Origin of the sequence: Microbacterium sp. Ld4 (genome assembly GCF_045066555.1) — a bacterium.
Lineage (GTDB): Bacteria > Actinomycetota > Actinomycetes > Actinomycetales > Microbacteriaceae > Microbacterium.
In genome coordinates, this window is sequence record NZ_JBISHE010000009.1 from 331,754 (window position 1) to 355,230 (window position 23,477).

Consider the following 23,477-nt stretch of genomic DNA (forward strand, 5'->3'; position numbering starts at 1 on the left):
CGTCGGCTCCGTAGACTCTGATCGTGAGCACGAGCCAGCAGACCGACCCGCTGATCGGCCGTCTGGTCGACAGCCGGTACCGGGTGCGCGCCCGCATCGCTCGGGGCGGCATGGCCACGGTGTACGTGGCCACCGACCTCCGCCTGGAGCGCCGTGTGGCGCTCAAGGTGATGCACGGCCACCTCTCCGACGACACCGTCTTCCAGAACCGTTTCATCCAGGAGGCCCGCTCGGCCGCTCGGCTCGCGGACCCGCACGTGGTCAACGTCTTCGATCAGGGTCAGGACGGCGACATGGCCTACCTGGTCATGGAGTACCTGCCGGGTATCACCCTTCGCGAACTCGTCCGCGAGCAGCGTCGGCTCACCCTGCCGCAGACGGTCACGGTCATGGACGCCGTCCTGTCCGGCCTGGCCGCCGCGCACCGGGCCGGGATCGTCCACCGCGATGTGAAGCCCGAGAACGTCCTGCTCGCCGAGGACGGCCGAATCAAGATCGGCGACTTCGGACTCGCGCGGGCGACCAGCGCCAACACCGCCACCGGTCAGATGCTCCTCGGGACGATCGCCTACCTCGCGCCCGAGCTCGTCACCCGCGGAACGGCGGATGCGCGCAGCGACATCTACGCACTCGGCATCATGCTCTACGAGATGCTGACCGGCGAACAGCCCTACAAGGGCGAGCAGCCCATGCAGATCGCCTATCAGCACGCCACGCACTCCGTGCCCCGTCCGAGTGTGAAGAACCCTGGCGTCCCCGAGCAGCTCGATGAACTGGTCCTCTGGGCCACTGAGCGCGACCCCGACGACCGTCCCACCGATGCACGCGAGATGCTGGATCGGTTCCGCGAGATCGAGAAAGAACTCGGCGTCTTCCCGCAGGTCGTGCGATCGACCCCTGCGGGCCCGTCGGTCGTCGTCGACGATGTCCTCGACTCCGACGAGATGACGCGGGTCATGCCGGGGACGTTTACCGCTCCGAGCGTCACCACCGAGGTCGACAACACGACCCGCCTGCGCGCCAGATCGCGCCGCAACGCGACGAAGGGCGTCTGGCTTCTGACACTGGTCCTCCTCCTGACCGCAGGAGCCGCGGGCGCGGGCTGGTGGTTCGGCAGCGGACCCGGATCGCTCACGCCGGTGCCGGATGTGTCGGGAATGACCTTCGACGAGGCCGAGAGCCGGCTCGCAGAGAACGCGCTCATCGCCGTCGAGGCGAAGGTCAACAGTCTCGACGTCCCCGAGGGCGAGGCGCTCGGCACGACGCCTGGTGAAGGCGAACGGCTCGACCGGGACTCGCGCGTCACGGTCGAGATCTCCGCCGGGCCCGCGAGCACCGACCTGCCGACACTGCAGGACCGCCCCGTCGCCGAGGTCGAACGGATTCTGGGCGAAGCCAACATCGACGTCGCGCAGCGGAACACGTTCTTCACGAGCTATGACGCCGACCATGTCGTGCGCGTCTTCGTCTCGGCGCCGGGGTCGGAGGCGGAGCCCACCGAGTGCACCGAAGGGTGCACTGTTCTCGAGGGCACCGAGGCGGAGCTTCGCGTCTCGCTCGGTCCCCTCCCCGACGTCACCGATCGGACGCTCGAGGACGCCACGCGCACCCTCGAGGATGCAGACCTCACCGTCGCCTCGACCGAGGAGTTCTCCGACTCCGTCGACGCGGGCGTGGTCATCGCCATCGGCGACCGTCCCGGTGGCGGCTCGTGGCGTCCGGGAGACGAAGTCGGGCTCGTCGTCTCCAAGGGACCGCAGCTCTTCCCGATCCCCGACATCGCCGGGCTGACGCTGTCGGATGCCGCACAGCGGCTCCGTGACGCCGGTTTCACGCCTGCGTATCAGGGCTTCTGGAACGCCGTGCCGAACGCGCTCACCGAGGTGCAGTCGTCCGACCCGGGCGCGGGAGAGAACCGTGCGCGCGGCACCGAGGTGTCCCTGACCCTCCGCCTGACCGGCTGACCCGAGTCACTGCGATGACCGGCTGACCCGAGTCACTGCGTGACCGGCTGACCCGATTCTGCCGGCGCGGCCTCCCCTGTGCCGCGCGGCGACACAGGGGAGCGTCGGGGTCGACCGGCGCCGCCGACCGCCCCCGACGATCCGGATTCAGCGCTTCTCGAGCTCCTCGGCCACGAGGAAGGCGAGCTCGAGGCTCTGCATGTGGTTCAGGCGCGGGTCGCACAGCGACTCGTAGCGGGTCGCGAGCGAGGCCTCATCGATCATCTCGGAACCGCCGAGGCACTCGGTGACGTCGTCGCCGGTGAGCTCGACATGGATGCCGCCGGGGAAGGTCCCGACCGCGCGGTGTGCCTCGAAGAATCCGCGCACCTCGTCGACCACGTCGTCGAAACGACGGGTCTTGTAGCCGGTCGGAGTCGTGATGCCGTTTCCGTGCATCGGGTCGGTCACCCAGAGCGGCGTGGCACCCGAATCCTTCACCGCCTCGAGCAGGGGCGGCAGGGCGTCACGGATCTTCCCCGCACCCATGCGGGTGATGAAGGTCAGCCGACCGGGCTCGCGCTCGGGATCGAGTTTGTCGATGAGCGCGAGCGCGGTGTCGGGAGACGTGGTCGGGCCCAGCTTCACGCCGATCGGGTTGCGGATCTTCGAGAAGTAGTCCACATGGGCACCATCGAGCTCGCGTGTGCGCTCCCCGATCCACAGGAAATGCGCCGACGTGTTGTACGGCGTGTGCGTCCGCGAGTCGATGCGCGTCATGGGGTGCTCGTAATCCATGAGGAGGCCTTCGTGGCCCGTGTAGAACTCGACGCCGCGAAGCTCGTCGAAGTTGGCTCCCGCCGCCTCCATGAACTTGATGGCGCGGTCGATCTCGCCGGCGAGGCGCTCGTAGCGCTGGTTCGCGGGGTTCTTCGCGAAGCCCTGGTTCCAGCTGTGGACCTCGCGCAGGTCGGCGAAGCCCCCCTGCGTGAAGGCGCGGATCAGATTGAGCGTCGATGCCGCCGTGTGGTAGCCCTTCAGCAGACGGGCGGGATCGGGCGTCCGCGACGCCTCCGTGAAGTCGTAGCCGTTGACGATGTCGCCGCGGTACGCGGGCAGGGTGACATCGCCACGGGTCTCGGTGTCGCTTGAGCGGGGCTTGGCGAACTGCCCGGCCATGCGTCCCATCTTCACGACCGGCATGGATGCCCCGTACGTGAGGACGACCGCCATCTGCAGCACCGTCTTGATCCGGTTGCGGATCTGCTCGGCGGTGGCACCGGCGAACGTCTCGGCGCAGTCACCTCCCTGGAGGAGGAACGCCTTGCCGGATGCCGCGTGTGCGAGCCGCGCCCGGAGGTTGTCGACCTCGCCGGCGAAGACGAGGGGCGGAAGCGTGGCGATCTCGGCGGACACCGCGGCGACGGCATCCCGATCCGTCCACAGTGGCTGCTGCTTGATCGGGAGCGTGCGCCAGTGGTCGAGAGAGGTGGGCATCCCTCGATTCTAGTGGCGCTCGGGGTCGGGCCCGCGCGTGTGACGCCTCAGGACTGCGCGGCGGCCTGCCGGTGCTTGACGGTGGTCGCGTAGACGTCGTCGTACTGCTGCTCCCCCATGCGCTGAAGGGCGACCATGATCTCGTCGGTCACCGAGCGCAGCACGAAACGGTCGGACTCCATGCCGTGGAAGCGGCTGAAGTCGAGCGGCTCCCCGATGACCATGCCCACGCGTCCGACGCGAGGGATCGAACGCCCGATGGGCATGACCTCGTCGGTGCCGATCATGACCACGGGGATCACCGGAACCTTGGCCTCGAGTGCCATGCGGGCAAGACCGGTGCGGCCGCGGTAGAGCTTGCCGTCGGGGCTCCGGGTGCCCTCGGGGTAGATGCCGAGCAGATCACCCCGGCCGAGGACTTGCAGCCCGGTGTTGAGCGATGCCTCCGACGCCTTGCCGCCCGTTCGGTCGATGGCGATCTGGCCGGTGCCCTTCATGAAGATGCGGGTGGCCCAGCCGCGCAGGCCTTTGCCGGTGAAGTAGTCGCTCTTCGCGAGGAACGACATCTGCCGATCGATCATCAGCGGCAAGAAGACGGAGTCGCTGACCGAGAGGTGGTTGCTGGCGAGGATCGCCGCACCGGAGGACGGAATGTTGTTGCGCCCCACGATCCAGGGCCGGAAGATCGCCTTCGCGACGGGCCCGATGATGAGGTACTTCAGGATCCAGTAGACCATCTCACACGCGCCCGCCCGCGAGGTCGGCGACGCCGATGAGTCCCGCGTCGTTGCCGAGCGTGGCGATGGCGAACGACGCGATGGGGCGCTCTCCGTATCCGGGGAGGGCGGTCGCGTAGGCCTCCCGGACCGGGTGGAGGAGTCGCTCGCCGAGATCTGCGACCCCGCCGCCGATGACGAACAGCTCGGGATCGAGCACCGCCTGGAATCCCCCGCACGCTTCGCCCAGGGCGGTGGCGACACGATGGACGGCTTCGAGCGCACCCGGATCGCCCGCGGCGATGAGTTCTGCCATGGCCGCCGCGGGAACGATGCCGTCCTCGGAGCGCGCGGCCGCAAGAGCGGCGCCGAGCTCGCCGGATGCCGCGATGTCGCCGGCCTCGCGCTGAAGCGCCCGACCGGAGGCGTACTGCTCGAGGCATCCGCGCTGGCCGCAGCCGCAGGGCCGCCCGCCGCGCTCGAACCGGATGTGTCCGAGTTCACCGGCGATGCCGTTTCCGCCGACCAGCAGTTCGCCACCGATGATCGCCGCGCCGCCCACTCCGGTGCCGAGGGTCAGCATCACCATGTCGCGCACGTCGCGACCGGCGCCGAATCGGAACTCGCCCCATCCAGCGGCGTTCGCATCGTTCTCGAGCGTCACCGGCCGGCCGATGCGGCCTTCGAGTTCGGTGCGCAGCGGCTCGTCGACCCAGTCGATGTTCGGAGCGTGGAGGATGACCGAGCGCGTGACGTCGATGAACCCCGCGGCCGCCACGCCGACGGCGTGGACCTCGTGCGATGCGACCAGGTCACGCACCATCTCGGCGACGGCGTCGGCCAGAGCGGGCGGCTCGGTCGGGGTGGGGACACGACGCCGCTCGAGGATCGTGCCGTCCTCATCCACGACGCCACCGGCGATCTTGGTTCCACCGATGTCGATGCCGACGTTGAGCACGCCACTCCCCTCCGGCCGCGCGTTCGCACGGCATCCGAGAGTCTAGTGCGGCCGCGCGTGCCCTTGCAGGCCATGGGATCGGAGGGCCCGTGCCATAGACTCGATCGCACCGACCCGACGCCACCCGGTACCAAAGGAGTTGCCATGAGCGCCGTCCTCTTCGACGTCCCCGCGATCGTTCCCGCAGACCCGACTGCGAACACGTCAGACCTGCTGATCGAGCGGGTGAAGGCGAGCCCGTCGCGCGCCCTGTTCTCGGTCCCCGACAACGGCGCGTGGCGTGACGTCACCGCGGCCGAATTCCACCGGGAGGTCGTCGCCCTCGCCAAGGGCCTCATCGCCTCGGGCATCGAGCCCGGTGACAAAGTCGCGTTCATCGCGCGCACCACCTACGACTGGACGCTGGTCGACTTCGCACTGTTCTTCGCGGGAGCCGTCATGGTCCCCGTCTACGAGACGAGTTCGGCGTCGCAGATCAGCTGGATCCTCTCCGACTCGGGCGCGATCGCGATCATCGCGGAGGCACAGCGCCACGCCGAGCGGATCGCCGAGATCAGGGACGACGTCCCTCTTCTCCGCGAGGTCTGGACGATGGAGTCCGGCGACCTGGACTCGTTGCGCACCCTCGGCGTCGCGGTCACCGACGCCGAGGTCGAGCGTCGGCGCACACTCGCGAACGCCGACGACATCGCCACGCTCATCTATACCTCCGGCTCGACCGGGCGGCCCAAGGGCTGCGTGCTCACGCACAGCAATTTCGTCGAACTCTCCCGCAACTCCGCGAAGGCGCTGCACGAGGTCGTCGAGGTGGAAGGGGCGTCCACGCTCCTGTTCCTTCCTGCCGCGCACGTCTTCGCGCGGTTCATCTCGCTGCTGAACGTGCACGCAGGAGTCAAGACGGGCCACGAGCCCGACACCACGAAGCTCCTTGCGAGTCTCGGCTCCTTCGGGCCCACCTACCTGCTGGCGGTCCCCCGCGTGTTCGAGAAGGTCTACAACTCCGCGGAGCAGAAAGCCGAGGCAGGAGGCAAAGGCAAGATCTTCCGCGCGGCGGCAGCCGTCGCGATCGAGCACTCCCGGCGTCTGCAGGACGGCGAGAAGATCCCGCTCGCCATGAAGGTGAAGTTCGCGCTCTTCGACCGACTCGTCTACAGCAAGCTCCGGACGGCCATGGGCGGCCGGGTGACGTTCGCGGTCTCCGGATCCGCGCCGCTCGGGCCGCGCCTGGGCCACTTCTTCCACAGCCTCGGCGTGCACATCCTCGAGGGCTACGGGCTCACCGAGACCACCGCCCCCGCGACGGTGAACCTCGCGACGAAGTCCAAGATCGGCACGGTCGGCCCGGCGCTCCCGGGCGTCGGCGTCCGGCTCGCCGACGACGGCGAGATCGAGGTCCGCGGGGTCAACGTCTTCAAGGAGTACTGGCGCAACCCCGAAGCGACCGCAGCCGCATTCGACGACGGCTGGTTCCGCACCGGAGACATCGGTTCGTTCGACGCCGAGGGATACCTCACCATCACCGGGCGCAAGAAGGAGATCATCGTGACCGCGGGCGGGAAGAACGTCGCCCCCGCCGCACTCGAGGACCCGATCCGCGCGAACCCGATCGTCGGCCAGGTGCTCGTCGTGGGCGACCAGAAGCCCTTCATCGCGGCGCTGATCACGCTCGACAAAGAGATGCTCCCGACCTGGCTCGGGAACAACGGTCTGCCGGCAGACCTCCCCATGTCCGACGCCATCGCGAATCCCAAGGTCCTCGCCGAGGTGCAGAGCGCAGTCGACCGCGCGAACAAGAACGTCTCGCGGGCGGAATCCGTCCGGAAGTTCGTGCTGCTCGACACCGAATGGACCGAAGCGTCGGGCCACCTCACCCCGAAGATGAGCATCAAGCGAAACGTCATCCTCGAGGACTTCGCCGCAGACATCGACGAGCTCTACACGGCTCCCGTGACGACGACGAACATCTCGCTCGGCCAGTGACACCCTCCGCATGAAGAAAGGCCCGGTGCGAACCGGGCCTTTCTTCATGCGACCGTCAGAACCAGTCGGACTCGCGCACTTCGCGCATCGCCACGCGACGCACGTCCGCGGGCAGCCGCTGCAGATAAAGCATCCCGTCGAGGTGGTCGCACTCGTGCTGGAGTGCCTGGGCCATGAGACCCTCCCCCTCCAGGACCACCTCTTCGCCGTCCAGATCGATGCCGGTGACACGCGCCCACGGATGCCGTATCGCGTCGTGCCAGAGACCCGGCACCGACAGGCATCCCTCCCCCATGGGAACGGGGTCGCCCGCCACCTCGAGCACAGGGTTGAGGACGTAGCCGATCTCACCGTCGACGTTGTAGCTGAACGCGCGTGCGGCGACTCCGATCTGCGGAGCGGCGACTCCGGCGCGGCCGGGCAGAGCGACCGAGTCGAGAAGGTCCTGCACGAGCCCTCGAACGCCGTCGTCGATCTCGGTCACGGGATCGCACACGGCACGGAGAACCGGGTCTCCGAAGATCCGGATAGGACGCGCCGTCATCTCACTGACCTCCTGCGGGGGTGCGGAGCCCCTCGACCACGAGCGCGGCCAGCTCACGGGCGGCGTGGCGCGTCGCGGGATCGAGGTGCCGGAACGAAACGGCGCCGCCGGTCGCGATGTGGGCGTCGTAGGGCAGGCTGACGACGGCGCGGACACGAGACCGGAAGTGGGCTTCGAGCTCGCTCGGCTTGACCAGGCTCGCCCCCGGCCTCGAGGTGTTGAGCACGACCACGGCGCTCCGCACCTGGTCGGCGAACCCGTTCATCTCGAGCCACGTGAGTGTCTCGGACGCGAGACGCGCCTCATCGACGCTCCGCCCCGCGACGACGATGAGTTGATCGGAGAGCTCCAGCGTCGCGTCCATGACGGAATGGACGATCCCCGTTCCCGTGTCGGTGAGCACGATCGAGTAGTAGTGCGCCGCCACGGAGGCGACATCGAGATAGTCGCGGTCGCTGAACGCTTCGGAGAGGTGAGGGTCGGCATCCGAGGCGAGGATGTCGAGCCGGGTCTCGTCGCGCGACACGATGGCCGAGAGATCGTTGAACCCGGTGATGTCCTCGCGGTTCCGGACGAGGTCGCGGACCGTCTTGCCGCTCGCGCGACCGATCCGCTCCGCCAGGGTGCCGCGATCGGGGTTGGCGTCGATCGCGATGACGCGGTCCTCGCGGGCGTCGGCCAGGGCCATACCGAGGAGCGTGGTGACGCTCGTCTTGCCGACCCCACCCTTGCGCGAGAGCACCGGGACGAACTTCGCGCCTCCGGTGAGCGGTGCGGCGATCCGATGATCGAGCTCACGGGCCGCGCGCGCCCGGGGGCTGTCGCCGAGGTTCACGCGGCGCGCCGTCGCCCGGTAGATGAAGCGCTGCCAGGCGCCCTCCGGCTCGGGGTCGGCAACGCGCGAGCGGTCGACGAGGCGGTCGGTCGTCAGCAGATCCGCGCTCTCACGATCGGCGCCGAGCTGAGTGAGACGCCGCGACTGGAGAGGGTCCTCCTCGCCGCGTCCCGGCCGGACCCGCTCGAGGGTGCGCTTGTCGATGGCACCGGTGTGGTGGAGGGCGCGGCGCGTCGTGCCCGTCAGGGCGACGCCTGTGGTCACGGCATCCGGCATCGGCTGCGGCGTCGACGACTCGAGCGAGGCGTGGTCCAGGGCGACGGCCTCATCGGCGGCGGGCTCGTCGTGCGCGTCGACGACGTCGGCGTCGACGACCCCCTCGTCTCCGGCGGACTCGGCCGCGTGGGGGGCGACGCCCTCGCGCTCCTCGACGTCCTCGTGCTCCTGGGCGCGCTCCGCGTGGTCCGACGATTTCGTGGCGTCGACGACGTCGTCCTCGACGAAGTCGTCGTCATCGCCGTCGTGGAGCGGCGGCAGAGCCACCTCGATCTGAGCGGTCGACCCCGGGATGATCCCGATGCCGGTGGTCTCGAGGTTGTCCGTGCTCGCGAGCACGCCGTTGTCGACGTCATCCGACGTCTCGTTCTCGCGGTCACGCATACGGGCGATCACTCCTGGTGTGTCTGGGGCGGAAACGCCCGACTGACCAGGTTACTCGGCGGGGCGGATCACCAGCAAAAGATCGCCTGCCTCGACCTGCACGGGACTCGGCACGACGAGACGTTCCACGGTGCCGTCGACGGGAGCGGTGATGGCCGCTTCCATCTTCATGGCCTCGATGGAGGCGACCGGCTGACCGGCCTGGACCTTCGCGCCCTCCTCCGCCTTCAGCGTCACGACGCCCGAGAACGGTGCTGCGACCTGACCGGGCTTCGACGTGTCGGCCTTCTCGGCTTCGCGCGCCTCGACCGTGACCTTCTGGTCGCGGACCGCGACGGGACGCAGCTGGCCGTTCAGGGTCGCCATGACCGTGCGCATGCCTTTGTCGTCGACCTCGCCGATGGCCTCGAGGCCCACGTACAGCTGGACGCCGCGTTCGATCTCGACCACGTGCTCCTGGCCGGGGACGAGCCCGTAGAGATAGTCGATCGTGTCCAGGACGCTCAGATCCCCGTAGGTGTCGCGGACCTCGTGGAAAGCCTTCGTGGGCGCCGGGAAGAGCAGCCGGTTGAGCTTCTCGCGTCGGGTGGCCGAATCGCCCGCCAACGCCTCGGCGTCGTCGTCCGAGATCTCGGTCTCCCCGAGTCTCACCGTTCGCCCGGCCAGGACCTTCGTGCGGAACGGCTCGGGCCATCCGCCCGGCAGGTCGCCGAGCTCGCCCGCCATGAATCCGACGACCGAATCGGGGACGTCGTACTTCTCCGGATGAGCCTCGAAGTCGGCCGGGTCGGCCTTGACCGCAGCCAGGTGGAGGGCGAGGTCACCGACCACCTTCGACGACGGAGTGACCTTCGGCACGCGCCCGAGGATCTTGTTCGAGGCGGCGTACATGTCCTCGATGAGTTCGAAGTCCTCGGCCAGCCCGAGCGCGATCGCCTGCTGGCGCAGGTTGGAGAGCTGCCCGCCCGGGATCTCGTGGTGGTACACGCGTCCGGTGGGGCCGGGAAGACCCGACTCGAACGGCGCGTAGAGGTTGCGTACCGCTTCCCAGTACGGCTCGAGGTCCGAGACCGACGGCAGGTCGAGACCGGTGTCGCGGTCGGTGTCGGCGAGGGCGGCGACCAGCGCAGAGAGCGAGGGCTGGCTCGTCGTGCCCGACATCGGCGCGGCGGCGGCGTCGACGGCGTCCGCGCCCGCGGCGCTGGCGGCGAGCAGCGTCGCGAGCTGACCGCCTGCCGTGTCGTGCGTGTGGACGTGCACCGGAAGGTCGAAACGCTCACGGAGGGCCGTCACGAGGCGCGCAGCGGCCGCGGGGCGCAGCAGTCCGGCCATGTCCTTGATCGCCAGGATGTGGGCGCCCGCATCGACGACCTGTTCGGCGAGGCGGAGGTAGTAGTCGAGCGTGTAGAGGTCCTCACCCGGGTCGAGGAGGTTGCCGGTGTAGCAGATGGCGGCCTCGGCGACGGCGCTGTCGGTCGCGAGGACCGCCTCGATGGCCGGACGCATCTGCGCCACGTCGTTGAGAGCGTCGAAGATCCGGAAGATGTCGACACCGGATGCCGCTGCCTCGGCGACGAACGCATCGGTGACTTTCGTCGGGTACGGCGTGTACCCGACCGTGTTCCGTCCACGGAGGAGCATCTGGATGGCGACGTTGGGCAAAGCGTCTCGGAGCGCGTCGAGCCGCTCCCACGGGTCCTCGCCGAGGAAGCGCAGCGCGACGTCGTAGGTGGCGCCGCCCCATGCCTCCACGGAGAGGAGCTCGGGAGTCAGCCGAGACACGTACGGGGCGACGCGGACGAGGTCGCGGGTGCGCACGCGGGTGGCGAGAAGGGACTGATGCGCGTCTCTGAACGTCGTCTCCGTCACCGCGAGGGCCGTCTGAGCGCGGAGTGCCTCGGCGAAACGCTGGGGCCCGAGTTCGAGGAGACGCTGACGGGATCCGGGGCGGGGCTCGCCCGAGAGATCGATGCGCGGCAGCTTCGATCCCGGGTCGGTGTGAACGGGGCTGTCTCCGTTGGGCCGGTTCACCGTCACGTCGGCGAGCCACGAGACGATCTTCGACCCGCGGTCCTTCGATTCGCGGCCGTGGACCAGCTCGGGTCGCTCGTCGATGAACGAGGTGCTCAGATCACCGGCCACGAAGGCGGGGTCGTCGAGGACACGCTGGAGGAAGGGGATGTTGGTCGATACGCCGCGGATGCGGAACTCCGCGAGTGCGCGGCGCGAGCGGCGGACGGCCGAGGCGAAGTCGCGCCCGCGGCAGGTGAGCTTGGACAGCATCGAGTCGAAGTGAGGGCTGATCTGCGACCCGGCGGCGGTCGTTCCGCCGTCGAGGCGGATACCCGCTCCGCCGGGCGACCGGTAGGTCGTGATCTTGCCGGTGTCGGGGCGGAAGCCCTGGGCGGGGTCTTCCGTGGTGATGCGGCACTGGAGCGCGAATCCGCGCAGCTGGATGTCTTCTTGCTGGAGACCGAGGTCATCGAGGCTCTCTCCCGCGGCGATACGCATCTGCGACTGGACGAGGTCGACATCGGTGACCTCCTCCGTCACCGTGTGCTCGACCTGGATACGGGGGTTCATCTCGATGAAGACGACCTCACCGGCGCGTGGCCCGGCGGTCTCGAGCAGGAACTCGACCGTGCCGGCGTTCTCGTAGTCGATGGACTTCGCGAAGGCGATCGCGTAGGAGTGAAGAGACCGGCGGACGTCGTCGTCGAGGTTCGGGGCCGGCGCGATCTCCACCACCTTCTGGTGCCGCCGCTGAACCGAGCAGTCCCGCTCGAAGAGATGGACGGTGTGCCCGCCCTTGTCGGCGAGGATCTGCACCTCGATGTGGCGCGGCCGCTGGACGGCCTGCTCGAGGAAGACGCGCGCGTCGCCGAACGCGCTGCCGGCTTCGCGCATGGCCTCGGCGAGAGCGGGCGGGAGTCCGTCCTTGTTCTCGACGCGGCGCATACCGCGACCACCGCCACCGGCGACGGCCTTGACGAAGATGGGGAACCCGATGTCGTCGGCCTGCGCGACCAGGGCGTCGACGTCGTCGGACGCCTCGGTCGAGCGGAGGACGGGCACACCCGCCGCGACCGCATGCCGCTTCGCCGTCACCTTGTTGCCCGCCATCTCGAGCACGCGGGCGGCGGGGCCGATGAAGGCGATCCCGTTCTCTGCCGCCTTCGCGGCGAGGTCGGGGTTCTCCGACAGGAATCCGTAGCCGGGGTAGATGGCGTCGGCGCCGCTCTCCCTCGCGACGCGCACGATCTCGTCGACGTCGAGGTACGCCCGCACCGGGTGGCCCTCGTCGCCGATCTGGTACGCCTCATCGGCTTTCAGACGGTGGAGCGAGTACCGGTCCTCGTAGGGATAGACCGCGACGGTTCGCGCACCCAATTCGTACGCGGCTCGAAACGCTCGGATGGCGATCTCACCACGGTTGGCAACCAGGATTTTGCGAAACATGCTCTCACCTCAACGGGGGGCAGGGACGCGACGGCTGCGGGGATCGCCGTCGTTCGTGCTGAGTACCCTCACAGCCTAGGGGACGGTAACGTAGACGACCGTGCACGTACTCTCCGTCAGCTCCCTCAAGGGTGGCGTCGGCAAGACCACCGTGACCCTCGGCCTCGCCTCGGCGGCGTTCGCACGTGGGGTGCGGACTCTCGTCGTCGACCTCGACCCTCAATCCGACGTCTCGACCGGCATGGACATCCAGGTGGCCGGCCGGCTGAACGTCGCAGACGTGCTCGCCAACCCCAAGGAGAAGGTCGTCCGTCAGGCGATCACCTCCAGCGGCTGGGCCAAAGTGCATCCCGGCACGATCGACGTCATGATCGGCAGCCCGTCGGCCATCAACTTCGACGGCCCGCACCCGAGCGTCCGCGACGTGTGGAAGCTCGAGGAGGCCCTCGCCACCATCGAGGCCGACTACGACCTCGTCCTGATCGACTGCGCCCCCTCGCTGAACGCGTTGACGCGCACCGCGTGGGCGGCATCCGATCGGGTCATCGTCATCACCGAGCCCGGCCTCTTCTCCGTCGCCGCCGCAGACCGGGCCCTCCGCGCGATCGAGGAGATCCGCCGCGGTCTCTCCCCTCGCCTGCAGCCGCTCGGCATCGTCGTCAACCGCGTCCGCCCGCAGTCGATCGAGCACCAGTTCCGCATCAAGGAACTCCGTGACATGTTCGGCCCGCTGGTCCTGACGCCGCAGCTGCCTGAGCGAACCTCGCTCCAGCAGGCCCAGGGCGCGGCGAAGCCGTTGCACATCTGGCCGGGAGACTCCGCTCAGGAGCTCGCCGCCGACTTCGACTCGCTGCTCGACCGCGTGGTCCGCACGGGCCGGATTCCCGTCTCCGGCGCCGCCTCCCCCGCCTGAATCCGGGCGGTCAGCCCCCGTCGGAGACCGCGCGACACGCGCGCCGACCATCGGGAGTCGAACGGATGCTGCCTCGTGCAGCCTGTGGTCGGGTCAGGCGCTCTTCACGGCGCGACGCGCGGCGAGCTCATCGACCGGGTCGATGGTCTGCGGGTCGAACTCGACCAGCGTGGTCTCCACCTCGCGGAGGACCTTGCCGACGGCGATGCCGAAGACACCCTGACCGCGGCTGACGAGGTCGATGACCTCGTCGTTGGACGTGCACAGGTACACCGAAGCGCCGTCGCTCATGAGCGTCGTGCCGGCGAGATCGCGGATGCCGGCAGCCCGGAGCTGATCGACGGCGGTGCGGATCTGCTGCAGCGAGATCCCCGTGTCGAGGAGGCGCTTCACCAGCTTGAGAACGAGGATGTCGCGGAACCCGTAGAGACGCTGCGTTCCCGAGCCCGATGCGCCACGGACGGTGGGCTGCACGAGCTCCGTGCGGGCCCAGTAGTCGAGCTGACGGTAGGTGATGCCGGCGGCGCGAGCCGCGACGGCGCCACGGTAGCCGACCTCGTCGTCCATCGCCGGAAGCCCGTCGGTGAACAGAAGCTCCGTCGAGAACTTCTGGTCGCCCAGCGCATCATGCGCATTCATCGGGACCTCCTGCAGGTTTCGGTTCTTCCACGCTAGATGAGCGAGGGGCACCCGGCAACGACATCCGCTCCGAGGCGTCGGCGTGTCGTCGCCGGACTCAGGGCGTGAGCCGCTCGAGCGCGGCTTGGATGTAGACGTCGCGGATCTCGTCGATCCGACGGGCGAGCTCGGGGCCGAGCTCGTTCGCGCGCGCACGTGACGATGAATCCGTGCGACGCAGCAGCGGTGCGATCGCACTCTCGATGAGGGAGACCTCGCGTTCCGCGGTCTGTCGTACGCTGCGGATGTGCCGCGGCTGGATGCCGTGGGCCTCGAGCGCGACCATGGACCGGAGAAGCGACAGCGTTCGCTCGTCGTACGTGTCGGCGGGGACGATGAGCCCGGCAGTGACCGCATCGTTGAGGAGACCGACACTCGCGCCCGCGGCGGAGATCAGGTCCTCACGGCGATAGCGGCGCGCCGCCTGCACGATCGAGGCCGGCGCCTGGGACGCGTCGGCGTCGCCGCGTTCCTCGAGGTACTCACGGATGCGGGCGAGTGGGATGCCGTAGTCGCGCTGCATCGTGAGCGCGGTGCGCAGTCGCTCGACGTCGGAAGACGAGAACTTGCGATACCCCGAGTCGGTGCGCACGGGCGTGACGATGCCCTGGACTTCGAGGAAGCGGAGCTTGCTCGCTGTGAGCGCGGGAAACTCGGGGCTCAGCCGGGCCAGCACCTGCCCGATACTCAGCGACCCCGTGGACGCTGGACGTCCTCGGGGTGCAGTGGCCGGGCTCACGCGCTGATCGCCCGCTCTGCCGGCGCGACGAAGAAGTTGAGTCGGAACTTGCCCACGCGGACCTCAGCGCCGTCGATGAGGGCGGCACGGTCGACGCGCTCCCCGTTGACGTAGGTGCCGTTGAGCGAGCGCTGATCGATCAATTCGAAGACCGAACCGGTGCGCGTGATCTCCGCGTGACGACGAGACACCGTCACGTCGTCGAAGAAGATGTCGGCCTCGGGGTGGCGACCGACGGTCGTCACGTCCGTGTCGAGAAGGTAGCGGGCGCCCGCGGTCGGACCCGACCGGACGATGAGCAGAGCGGCGCGCGCAGGAAGAGCGTTGATCGCCTCGACCTCCGCCGCCGTCAGTTCGCTCCCGAACGGCACGAACGAGAGGTCCGAGTCATGCCCGAAGGTCTGGGTGGCGTCGACGAGTCGCGGCTGCGCCGAGGTCTCGGCGTCGCGATGAATATCGCCGCCGGGCCGGTTGGTGTCGTCCACGATGTCCTCCTGGTTCCAGACTAACCGATCCCCCGCTCGCCGAAGAGACGGCAGCGGGGTGGGGGCGGTTCGTTCTGCATCTTGCTGTGACGTCGGGCACGCACAGAAAAGTCTCTTACGTACCCTCTCGCACCGACCCCCTGCGAGACAAGAGCGGGGCCGCAGACGCACATGGTAGCGCCCACCGACGAGCCCCGACAGGCCCAGTCGCCCGCGGCGGCACGCGCCTACGTTCGTCACATGCCTACCGTCACACGCTCCCGCGCGGGGATGACTCTCGCCGGCCTCGCACTCTCACTGCTTCTGCTCGCTCCGGCCTCCCCCGCGGTCGCCCACGACGAGCTGGTCAGCTCGGATCCTGCCGCGGACGAGGTCCTCGGCGAGACGCCCCAGACCATCACGCTGACGTTCAGCGATGCCCCGCTCACGGAAGAGGGCACCACGGAGATCGCCGTCTTCGATCAGAACTGCGCGTCGATCGCCGAGGGCGAGCCCGTCGTGGACGGGGTCGAGATCACCCAGGCGATCAGCGGCACCGTCGAGGGCGCCGTGCTCGTGCAGTGGCGGACCGTGTCATCCGATGGACACCCCATCTCGGACGACTTCACGTTCTCGGTCGGTGAGGCCGGAGCCGCAGCCGCTGCAGACGACTGCGGCGAGAGTATCGGCGAGCAGGCGGAGGGTTCGTCGGAGGGCTTCAACGCCGTTCCGTACGCCGTCGGCGGCGGCGTCCTCTTCCTCGCCGTCGGCATCGTGATCGCCGTGGCGATCAGCCGCGGACGACGCGGCGCCACGCGGCAGTGAGGCACGCCGGAGCGTTAGGCTGAATCCATGCCTCATTACAACGTCGTCATCCTCGGCGCCGGCCCCGGCGGGTATGTCGCGGCGGTCCGCGCTGCCCAGCTCGGACAGTCCGTCGCGATCATCGAAGAGAAGTACTGGGGCGGAGTCTGCCTCAACGTCGGCTGCATCCCTTCGAAGGCGCTTCTGAAGAACGCGGACCTGGCCCACACCTTCAAGCACAAGGCCGATCTCTTCGGGATCAGCGGCGACGTGCACTTCGACTTCGGCACGGCGTTCGACCGCAGCCGCAAGGTCGCCGACACGCACGTCAAGGGCATCCACTTCTTGATGAAGAAGAACAAGGTCACCGAATACGAGGGGCGCGGCTCCTTCGTGGACGGCAAGTCCATCCAGGTCACCAAGACCGACGGTTCGCAGGAGACCGTGACGTTCGACAACGTCATCATCGCCACGGGATCGACCGTGCGTCTCCTTCCCGGCGTCGAGCTGAGCGACAACGTCGTCACGTACGAGGAGCACATCCTCACGCGCGAGCTCCCCGACTCGCTCGTCATCGTGGGCGCGGGCGCGATCGGCATGGAGTTCGGCTTCATCATGTCGAACTACGGCGTCAAGGTGACGATCATCGAATTCCTCGACCGTGCGCTGCCGAACGAGGACGTCGAGGTCTCGAAGGAGATCCAGAAGCAGTACAAGAAGTACGGCATCGAGATCCTCACCTCCACCAAGGTCGAGAAGATCGAGGACTCCGGCGACAAGGTCACCGTCACGTACTCGGCCAACGCCGACGGCGAGAAGAAGACGATCGAGACCGGCAAGGTCCTCATGTCGATCGGCTTCGCTCCCCGTGTCGACGGCTTCGGGTTGGAGAACACCGGCGTGAAGCTCACCGAGCGCGGCGCGATCGACATCGACGACCACATGCGCACGAACGTCGAGGGCATCTACGCCATCGGTGACGTGACCGCGAAGCTGCAGCTCGCCCACGTGGCAGAAGCTCAGGGCGTCGTCGCGGCGGAGACGATCGGCGGTGCCGAGACGCAGACGCTGGGCGACTACCGCAACATGCCCCGGGCGACCTTCTGCTCGCCGCAGGTCGCCTCCTTCGGTCTCACCGAGCAGCAGGCACGCGACGCCGGCCACGACATCAAGGTCGCGAAGTTCCCGTTCTCGGCCAACGGCAAGGCGAACGGGCTCGGTGAGCCGGTCGGTTTCGTCAAGCTCATCGCCGACGCCGAGCACCTCGAGCTCCTGGGTGGCCACCTCATCGGCCCCGACGTCTCGGAGCTTCTCCCGGAGCTGACGCTGGCCCAGAAGTGGGACCTGACCGCGCTCGAAGCAGCGCGCAACGTCCACACCCACCCGACGCTGTCGGAGGGCCTGCAGGAGGCGTTCCACGGGCTCGCGGGTCACATGATCAACCTCTGACGCGACACCGGGCCTATCGAGACGAATACGTTTCGGTTAGCCTGATCGCCACGACTGACGCCGCCCCAACGAAGCCGGGGGCGGCGTCAGTGGTTTCTCCGGCTGTCAGAGGCCGAGCGTGCGACCGAGCTTCGACTCGGATGCCGCGGGGCGGCCACCGACCTCGGCGACCAGCAGGTCGGCAGCCTCGAAGAGCGCATGACGCTCGTCGTCACCGGACGGTGCCGCCGGACCGAGTTCGAGCTCCCACTCCCGCCACGAGGACACGCGCCCGGCGCGCTCATCGGTCGCGGTGACCCGGTCATCGACGAACTCCGCGACGAGCTGACCCGCGGCATCCCGCAGCGCATACGCCGTGCGGGAGTTGCGGATCCGCGCGAGCGGCTCGAACGGAGTGGCGGCGAGGTCGGCGAGAGCCGCGACGATCGCTTCGGGGACCGGGCTCGCGCCGTCGGCATCCGGAGTGTCGAGCGGCCATCGCGACTCGGCTTTGCCGGCGTCCGTGACGCGCTTGATGTGCCAGCCCTCATCGGGCCCGCCCGTGCGCCGACGAAGGGCGACGCGCGCTCGTCCGAGGGCGAGGTCGGCCGTGTCGAGGTACTGCGCGTCGAGGGAGCGTGGCTCGGGGGCATCAACGGCGACGACGCCGGGAAGCCGAGCCCAGTCGGGCAGCGGCGTCTCGGCGTCGACGTCGTAGGTGCGTTCTACCTCGAGCGAGTGCTCCGGCTCAGTCGTCAAGGTTGACGCGGTCGTCGCGCTCGTCGGCGGAGGGGTCGATGTCCCCCTGCGCGGCGGCGAAGTGGAAGTCCGTCGACGTGGGACCGTCGTCGTCTCCGGTGTTCTGGTCGGCGCCGGCGCGCTCGTAGACGACCTGCGTCTCGCTGTACGGCAGGATCAGCTGATCGGATGCGTCTTCCTCGAGGGGAATGACCTGTCCGTCGAGGGGACCGCCGTGAAGTCGTGCAATAGCCATGTGTGAAACCTCCTTTGCCGACCCTATCCGTGCCCGCGCACCGCGCCCGCACGGTTGCACGGCGCGGTGCGGAGTGGTACCCCGCCCGGCGTAGCCTGTGGGGATGCCCCGTCCGTTCGTCCTTCTCGCCACGCGCGCGGAAGACGTCCCCGCCGACGAGGAGTACGCCCTGTTCCTCCGGCATTCCGGCCTCGAGGAACGCGATCTCCGTCGCGTTCGGCTCGAACGGGAGCGGATGCCGGATCTCGACCTGTCGGACATCTCGGGCATCTTCGTCGGCGGCGGTCCGTTCAACGCCTCCGACCCGGAGGCGAAGAAGTCGGCGACTCAGCGGCGGGTCGAAGTCGAGTTCAGCGGTCTCCTCGATGAGGTCGTCCGCCGCGACTTCCCCTTCCTCGGCGCCTGCTACGGCATCGGCACAGTGGGGGCCCACCAGGGCGCGCGGATCGACCGGACCTACGGCGAACCGATCAGCGTCGCCGACGTACGCCTCACGGAGGACGGACGCCGCGACCCGCTGCTGCGCGACCTTCCCGACGCCTTCGCCGCCTTCGTCGGCCACAAGGAGGCGATCAGCGCCCTCCCACCGAACGCGGTGCTGCTGGCATCGTCCCGTGCGTGCCCGGTGCAGATGTTCCGCGTCGGCGCGAACGTCTACGCGACCCAGTTCCACCCCGAGCTCGATCTCGGCGGCATCCTGACCCGGATCCACGCCTACCAGGACTACGGCTACTTCGACCCGACCGAACTGGGCGACGTGGTCGCCGCGGTGAACCGGACGTCGGTGACCGAGACGGCCACGATCCTCCGGGCCTTCGTCGAGCGGTACGCGCGCTGAGCAGGGCCGCTCACTGGATCGGCGGCGTGTGCCAGATCCGGTCGATGTAGTCGCGCATCGACCGGTCGGATGAGAAGAACCCCGTCCGCGCGACGTTGAGGATCGCGGCACGGGTCCACGCCTCCTGGTCGGCGTACAGCGCGTCCACCCGCTGCTGGGCGGCCACGTAGGAGGTGTAGTCGGCGAGGGCCATGAACGGATCGTGGTGCAGGAGCCCCGTCACCACCGGCTCGAACACGGAACCGTCGCCACCCGAGAACGCCCCCGAACCGATCAGGTCGAGCGCGCGGGCGAGGTCGTCGTCGGCGCGTACCGCATCGATGGGGTGGTAGCCCCGATCGGCGAGAGCGGCGACCTCCGGCTCGGTCATGCCGAACAGGAAGAAGTTCTCATCGCCCACGAGCTCGCGGATCTCGACGTTGGCGCCGTCATCGGTGCCGATCGTGAGCGCCCCGTTGAGCGCGAACTTCATGTTGCCGGTGCCCGACGCCTCCTTGCCGGCGAGGGAGATCTGCTCGGACAGGTCCGCGGCCGGGACGACACGCTCCGCCAGCGTCACGTTGTAGTTCGGCGGGAACAGCACGGCCAGGCGCCCCTCGACGCGGGGGTCATTGTTGACGACCTCCCCGACGGCGTTGATCAGATGGATGATGCGCTTGGCCATCGCGTACCCGGGCGCCGCCTTGGCGCCGAATACGAAGGTGCGGGCGGTGACGTCGTCGACGGCGACGCGCCCCGACACGATCGCCTCGTACTGGCTGACGATGTGCAGGAGCTTCAGCGTCTGGCGCTTGTACTCGTGGAGGCGCTTGACCATCACGTCGAGCATGTGGTCGTCTCGCACGGTGAGGCCGTCGCGCGCCTGCAGCGTCTTGGCCAGGATGCGCTTGTTGGCGGACTTGACCGCCGCGAACTCGCGCCGGAACTCGGCGTCGTCGGCAAGCGGCTCGAGCTCCCGGAGGCGTTCCAGATCGGTCAGCCATCCCGGTCCGATCGAATCGGTGATGAGGCGCGACAGCCCCGGGTTGGCCAGGCGCACGAAGCGACGCGGGGTCACGCCGTTGGTCACGTTGGTGAACTTGCCGGGGTAGAACTCGTCGAAGTCCGGCAGCACCTTCTCGCGGAGCAGCTGGGAGTGCAGCTCGGCGACGCCGTTGACCTTCGAGCCAGCCACGGTCGCGAGGAAAGCCATCCGGACCGCGCCGTCTGGGGCGACGATCGACATCCGGCGCACGCGCTCCTCATCGTCGCCGAAGCGCTCCCGGACCTCGGCGAGGAACTCCTCGTTGATCCGGTAGATGATCTCGAGGTGGCGGGGCAGGAGCCGGCCGAGAAGGTCGGACGACCACACCTCGAGCGCTTCAGGCAACAGGGTGTGGCACGTGTAAGCGAAGCATTCGCGGGTGATCGCCCACGCGGCATCCCATTCGAGGTGCTTCTCGTCGACCAGCATCCGCATCAGTTCGGGGACACCGATCACGGGGTGCGTGTCGTTGAGCTGGAAGATGACCCGCTCGGGGAGCCGGGTGATGTCGAAGTCGGCCGGCAGCGTCGAGTTCACGAAATCGCTGAGGGATGCCGCGACGAAGAAGTACTGCTGCTGGAGGCGCAGCTCCTTGCCCTGGGGCGTGGAGTCCTCGGGGTAGAGGACCTTGGAGATGTTCTCGGCGTACGTCTGCGCGCGGACGGCCTCCTGGTAGTCGCCCGCGTTGAACACGCGGAGATCGAAGCCCTCGGTGGCCTGTGCGCTCCACAGCCGGAGCGTGTTGACCCGCCCGTTGTGGTAACCCGGGACCATGTAGTTGTGCGGGATCGCGCGCACGTTCCATGCCGGAACCCAGCGCGTCCGGCTGACACCGGCGTCGTCCCACGTCTCGGTGTGACCGCCGAACGAGACGGTTTGCGCCGCCTCTGGGTGCGGGAACTCCCAGGGCGAGCCGAGCGCGAGCCAGGAGTCGGCCTGCTCGACCTGCTCGCCGTCGACGAAGGTCTGCCGGAAGATGCCGTACTCGTACCGGATGCCGTAGCCGATGTTCGGCACGCCCATCGTGGCGAGCGAGTCGATGAAGCACGCGGCCAGTCGCCCGAGTCCGCCGTTGCCGAGGCCCGGCTCGATCTCCTGCGCGCGCACCTCTTCGATGTCGATCCCGCAGGCGGCGAGCGCCTCCCCCGCGATGTCGGTGAGGCCCGTGGCGAGGAGGTTGTTGTCGAGCTGACGGCCGAGGAGGTACTCGGCCGAGAGGTACGCCACTCCCTTCGCCTGCACGGTGCGCTGGTGGCGCACGTCCTCGAGCCACCGGGCCATGAGGTAGTCGCGCACGGTCGCGGCGAGGGCGAAGTACCGGTCGTTCGGCGCCGAGGTCGACAGCGCGACGCCGCGGCCGTTGTTCAGGTTGCGGAGGAACTGCTCCACGAAGGCATCGACGGTGATCTGCGGCGCGGTGACGGGGGCGAGCGCGAGGACGTGGCTGGCCGACGGACGCGAAGGGGTACGGGGGTTCTTCACGAGTTAGACCGTACACACCGCAGCGAGGGCGCGCGCGCGCACCGGGGAGACACCCGGCCGGTGTTCACATGATCGGAACGCGGGCGGACCCGGTCAGCTCGGCTTCCGCTGCTCGGCGAGCGCGTCGCGCGCGGCGCGGAGCTCGTCGGTGGCGGCCTGGACCTGGTCCTCCGCCGTCTGCACGCGCCGCTCGAAGAGATCCTTCGCCCCGTGGACGCTGCGGACGCGGTCGTGACTCTCCTGCGTGCCGGTCACGATGTACGAGGACGCGATGAGGATGACCTGCGCGGAGAGGTTGATCCACAGCAGAAGGGCGATCAGGGTCGCGAACGAGGCCAGCAGCGGATTCGAGGTCGCTCCCCCGACGAACAGGCTCGACAGCTGCTGCAGCACCGTGAGGCCGATGCCACCCAGGAGGGCTCCGGCCCACAGCACGCGCGCGGGCGGGCGGATTCCGGAGAGGGCCCGGAACAGCAGCGCGACGATCGCGGTGTCGAGGATGAAGGTGATCACGACCCCGACGGCGGCGCTGCCGACGCGCAGCAGCGGGCTGTCCTCGGGGAGGCCGGTGATGTCGCTGACGAGCCCGATCCCCGCGGTGCCGACGATCGTCGCGGCCGCCGCGGCGGCGAGCCCCACGCCGATGAGGATCGCGAGGAGGAGGTTCCGCACCATCACAAGGAGGAAGAAGGTGTCGTCGTGGACCTTGTCCGCGATGAGCCGGATGGCCGTCCGGAGCGACGCGATCGCGCCGATGGCTGCGACGATGAGACCGATCGCCGAGACGAGGCCGGCGAACGAGAGCGCGATCGGCTGCGTCAGCTGGTCGGGGTCGATGAGACGGCCCTTGCCGAGGAGGCCGGGGATCACGTTGTCGACGGCGTCGATGAGCGCATCCCAGGCCTGCGGGTTACCCGCGAGCCAGAGCGCCGCGATCGAGAAGCCGAGCAGCACCCCGGCGAAGACGCTGAAGAGGGTGCGGTAGGTGATGCTGTCGGCCAGCATCGGTCCGCGACGCTCGGAGTACCGCAGGTAGGAGCGGACGAGCCGGAGCGTCAGCGCCCACGCGATGACGCGTGCCAAGAGGGGGGTCTTCTTCGTCGTGTCGTCCATGCCGTCGCTTCCGTGTCGGTGCCGGGCGTCGGCCTCGCGTCGAGCGCCAATGGTATCCAGCGCACCGGCCGCCGCGGGCGCCCTTGCCATCGCGCCCGGATCGTGTCAGAGCGAGGGGATGCCGGTGGCGAGCGCCGGACCGGCGAGGATCCCGAACCACGCACCGACCAGCATCCACGGTCCGAACGGGAGGGAGGTGGATGCCGACGCCCGCCGGCCCGCGACGAGCATGAGGCCGTACAGCCCACCGAGGACGAACCCCGCGACGGTGCCGATGAGGACGACGCGCGCACGCGCCGGTAGGCGACACCGACGATCAGGGCGAGAAGCGCCAGGGGAACGAGCTGCAGGATCATCCGCGGGTTCATCGAGATCGCGTACCAGAGGACGGCGACAGCGATCATCCCG

Annotated in this window: 19 protein-coding genes and 1 pseudogene; 6 read left to right on the top strand and 14 right to left on the bottom strand. The window is 68.8% G+C overall.

Translation table 11 applies throughout. From position 1 onward, the window contains the following. The first annotated feature begins 23 nt into the window (after positions 1 to 23). The gene (gene pknB / locus ACJJV7_RS05665; protein WP_405372647.1) at positions 24 to 1,964 is read left to right on the top strand and encodes a Stk1 family PASTA domain-containing Ser/Thr kinase; all 1,941 of its coding nucleotides are present in this window, start codon (positions 24 to 26) and stop codon (positions 1,962 to 1,964) included. Between the two features lie 147 nt (positions 1,965 to 2,111). Here the strand turns inward: pknB and ACJJV7_RS05670 are convergent, their stop codons facing one another. Genes ACJJV7_RS05670 through ACJJV7_RS05680 form a run of 3 tightly spaced genes read right to left on the bottom strand, consistent with a single transcriptional unit; the run spans position 2,112 to position 5,114 of the window. Then, on the bottom strand, positions 2,112 to 3,440 hold the full coding sequence (locus tag ACJJV7_RS05670) for a class II 3-deoxy-7-phosphoheptulonate synthase (RefSeq protein ID WP_405372646.1): 1,329 nt from the start codon (positions 3,438 to 3,440) through the stop codon (positions 2,112 to 2,114). A 47-nt stretch (positions 3,441 to 3,487) separates the two neighbouring features. Continuing rightward, positions 3,488 to 4,177 carry a lysophospholipid acyltransferase family protein gene (locus tag ACJJV7_RS05675; protein ID WP_405372645.1) on the bottom strand — a complete coding sequence of 230 codons (690 nt, stop codon included), beginning with the start codon at positions 4,175 to 4,177 and terminating at the stop codon, positions 3,488 to 3,490. A gap of 1 nt (position 4,178) precedes the next feature. Further along, entirely contained in the window at positions 4,179 to 5,114 is a 936-nt protein-coding gene (locus ACJJV7_RS05680) for an ROK family glucokinase (protein ID WP_405372644.1), read from the bottom strand. Between the two features lie 144 nt (positions 5,115 to 5,258). Between ACJJV7_RS05680 and ACJJV7_RS05685 the strand changes: the two genes are divergently transcribed. Next, positions 5,259 to 7,094 (top strand): AMP-dependent synthetase/ligase, encoded by a 1,836-nt coding sequence (locus ACJJV7_RS05685; protein WP_405372643.1) that lies wholly within the window; start codon positions 5,259 to 5,261, stop codon positions 7,092 to 7,094. Between the two features lie 55 nt (positions 7,095 to 7,149). Here ACJJV7_RS05685 and ACJJV7_RS05690 read toward each other — a convergent pair whose 3' ends face one another. The 3 genes from ACJJV7_RS05690 to ACJJV7_RS05700 are packed head-to-tail and all read right to left on the bottom strand — an operon-like array spanning position 7,150 to position 12,592. Next, positions 7,150 to 7,638: a peptide deformylase gene (locus ACJJV7_RS05690; RefSeq protein WP_405372642.1), complete on the bottom strand. Its 489-nt coding sequence runs from the start codon at positions 7,636 to 7,638 to the stop codon at positions 7,150 to 7,152. Position 7,639: 1 nt separating this feature from the next. Continuing rightward, positions 7,640 to 9,133 carry a MinD/ParA family protein gene (locus ACJJV7_RS05695; RefSeq protein WP_405372641.1) on the bottom strand — a complete coding sequence of 498 codons (1,494 nt, stop codon included), beginning with the start codon at positions 9,131 to 9,133 and terminating at the stop codon, positions 7,640 to 7,642. Positions 9,134 to 9,184: 51 nt separating this feature from the next. Then, complete coding sequence (locus tag ACJJV7_RS05700) at positions 9,185 to 12,592, bottom strand: pyruvate carboxylase (protein WP_405372640.1); 3,408 nt, start codon at positions 12,590 to 12,592, stop codon at positions 9,185 to 9,187. Between the two features lie 100 nt (positions 12,593 to 12,692). Here ACJJV7_RS05700 and ACJJV7_RS05705 point away from each other — a divergent pair, with 100 nt between their 5' ends. Continuing rightward, positions 12,693 to 13,505: a ParA family protein gene (locus ACJJV7_RS05705; protein WP_405372639.1), complete on the top strand. Its 813-nt coding sequence runs from the start codon at positions 12,693 to 12,695 to the stop codon at positions 13,503 to 13,505. Positions 13,506 to 13,598: 93 nt separating this feature from the next. Here the strand turns inward: ACJJV7_RS05705 and ACJJV7_RS05710 are convergent, their stop codons facing one another. The 3 genes from ACJJV7_RS05710 to ACJJV7_RS05720 form a co-directional block, all read right to left on the bottom strand. Beyond that, complete coding sequence (locus tag ACJJV7_RS05710) at positions 13,599 to 14,144, bottom strand: MerR family transcriptional regulator (RefSeq protein ID WP_405372638.1); 546 nt, start codon at positions 14,142 to 14,144, stop codon at positions 13,599 to 13,601. Positions 14,145 to 14,241: 97 nt separating this feature from the next. Further along, positions 14,242 to 14,874, bottom strand: a complete 633-nt coding sequence (locus tag ACJJV7_RS05715; RefSeq protein ID WP_405372965.1) for a MerR family transcriptional regulator — start codon at positions 14,872 to 14,874, stop codon at positions 14,242 to 14,244. Between the two features lie 44 nt (positions 14,875 to 14,918). Continuing rightward, entirely contained in the window at positions 14,919 to 15,407 is a 489-nt protein-coding gene (locus tag ACJJV7_RS05720; RefSeq protein ID WP_405372637.1) for an FHA domain-containing protein, read from the bottom strand. 240 nt (positions 15,408 to 15,647) lie between these two features. Here ACJJV7_RS05720 and ACJJV7_RS05725 point away from each other — a divergent pair, with 240 nt between their 5' ends. Further along, positions 15,648 to 16,211, top strand: a complete 564-nt coding sequence (locus tag ACJJV7_RS05725; RefSeq protein WP_405372636.1) for a copper resistance protein CopC — start codon at positions 15,648 to 15,650, stop codon at positions 16,209 to 16,211. Between the two features lie 27 nt (positions 16,212 to 16,238). After that, positions 16,239 to 17,639 (top strand): dihydrolipoyl dehydrogenase, encoded by a 1,401-nt coding sequence (lpdA, locus tag ACJJV7_RS05730; RefSeq protein ID WP_405372635.1) that lies wholly within the window; start codon positions 16,239 to 16,241, stop codon positions 17,637 to 17,639. A 105-nt stretch (positions 17,640 to 17,744) separates the two neighbouring features. Here the strand turns inward: lpdA and ACJJV7_RS05735 are convergent, their stop codons facing one another. Both ACJJV7_RS05735 and ACJJV7_RS05740 read right to left on the bottom strand, forming a co-directional pair. Next, positions 17,745 to 18,377: a CYTH domain-containing protein gene (locus tag ACJJV7_RS05735; protein WP_405372634.1), complete on the bottom strand. Its 633-nt coding sequence runs from the start codon at positions 18,375 to 18,377 to the stop codon at positions 17,745 to 17,747. Continuing rightward, the gene (locus ACJJV7_RS05740) at positions 18,367 to 18,612 is read right to left on the bottom strand and encodes a response regulator (RefSeq protein ID WP_405372633.1); all 246 of its coding nucleotides are present in this window, start codon (positions 18,610 to 18,612) and stop codon (positions 18,367 to 18,369) included. Before ACJJV7_RS05740 ends, ACJJV7_RS05735 begins: the two co-directional genes overlap by 11 nt. Positions 18,613 to 18,715: 103 nt before the next feature. Between ACJJV7_RS05740 and ACJJV7_RS05745 the strand changes: the two genes are divergently transcribed. Further along, positions 18,716 to 19,450, top strand: coding sequence for a glutamine amidotransferase (locus ACJJV7_RS05745; RefSeq protein ID WP_405372632.1), 735 nt, complete (start codon positions 18,716 to 18,718; stop codon positions 19,448 to 19,450). A 10-nt stretch (positions 19,451 to 19,460) separates the two neighbouring features. Here the strand turns inward: ACJJV7_RS05745 and ACJJV7_RS05750 are convergent, their stop codons facing one another. The 3 genes and pseudogenes from ACJJV7_RS05750 to ACJJV7_RS05760 all read right to left on the bottom strand — a co-directional run. Continuing rightward, positions 19,461 to 21,956, bottom strand: a complete 2,496-nt coding sequence (locus ACJJV7_RS05750; RefSeq protein ID WP_405372631.1) for a glycogen/starch/alpha-glucan phosphorylase — start codon at positions 21,954 to 21,956, stop codon at positions 19,461 to 19,463. A gap of 93 nt (positions 21,957 to 22,049) precedes the next feature. Further along, a complete protein-coding gene (locus ACJJV7_RS05755) occupies positions 22,050 to 23,069 on the bottom strand; it encodes a YihY/virulence factor BrkB family protein (RefSeq protein ID WP_405372630.1) in 1,020 nt (339 codons plus the stop codon). 105 nt (positions 23,070 to 23,174) lie between these two features. After that, positions 23,175 to 23,477: pseudogene (locus ACJJV7_RS05760) on the bottom strand (hypothetical protein); the annotation flags it as partial.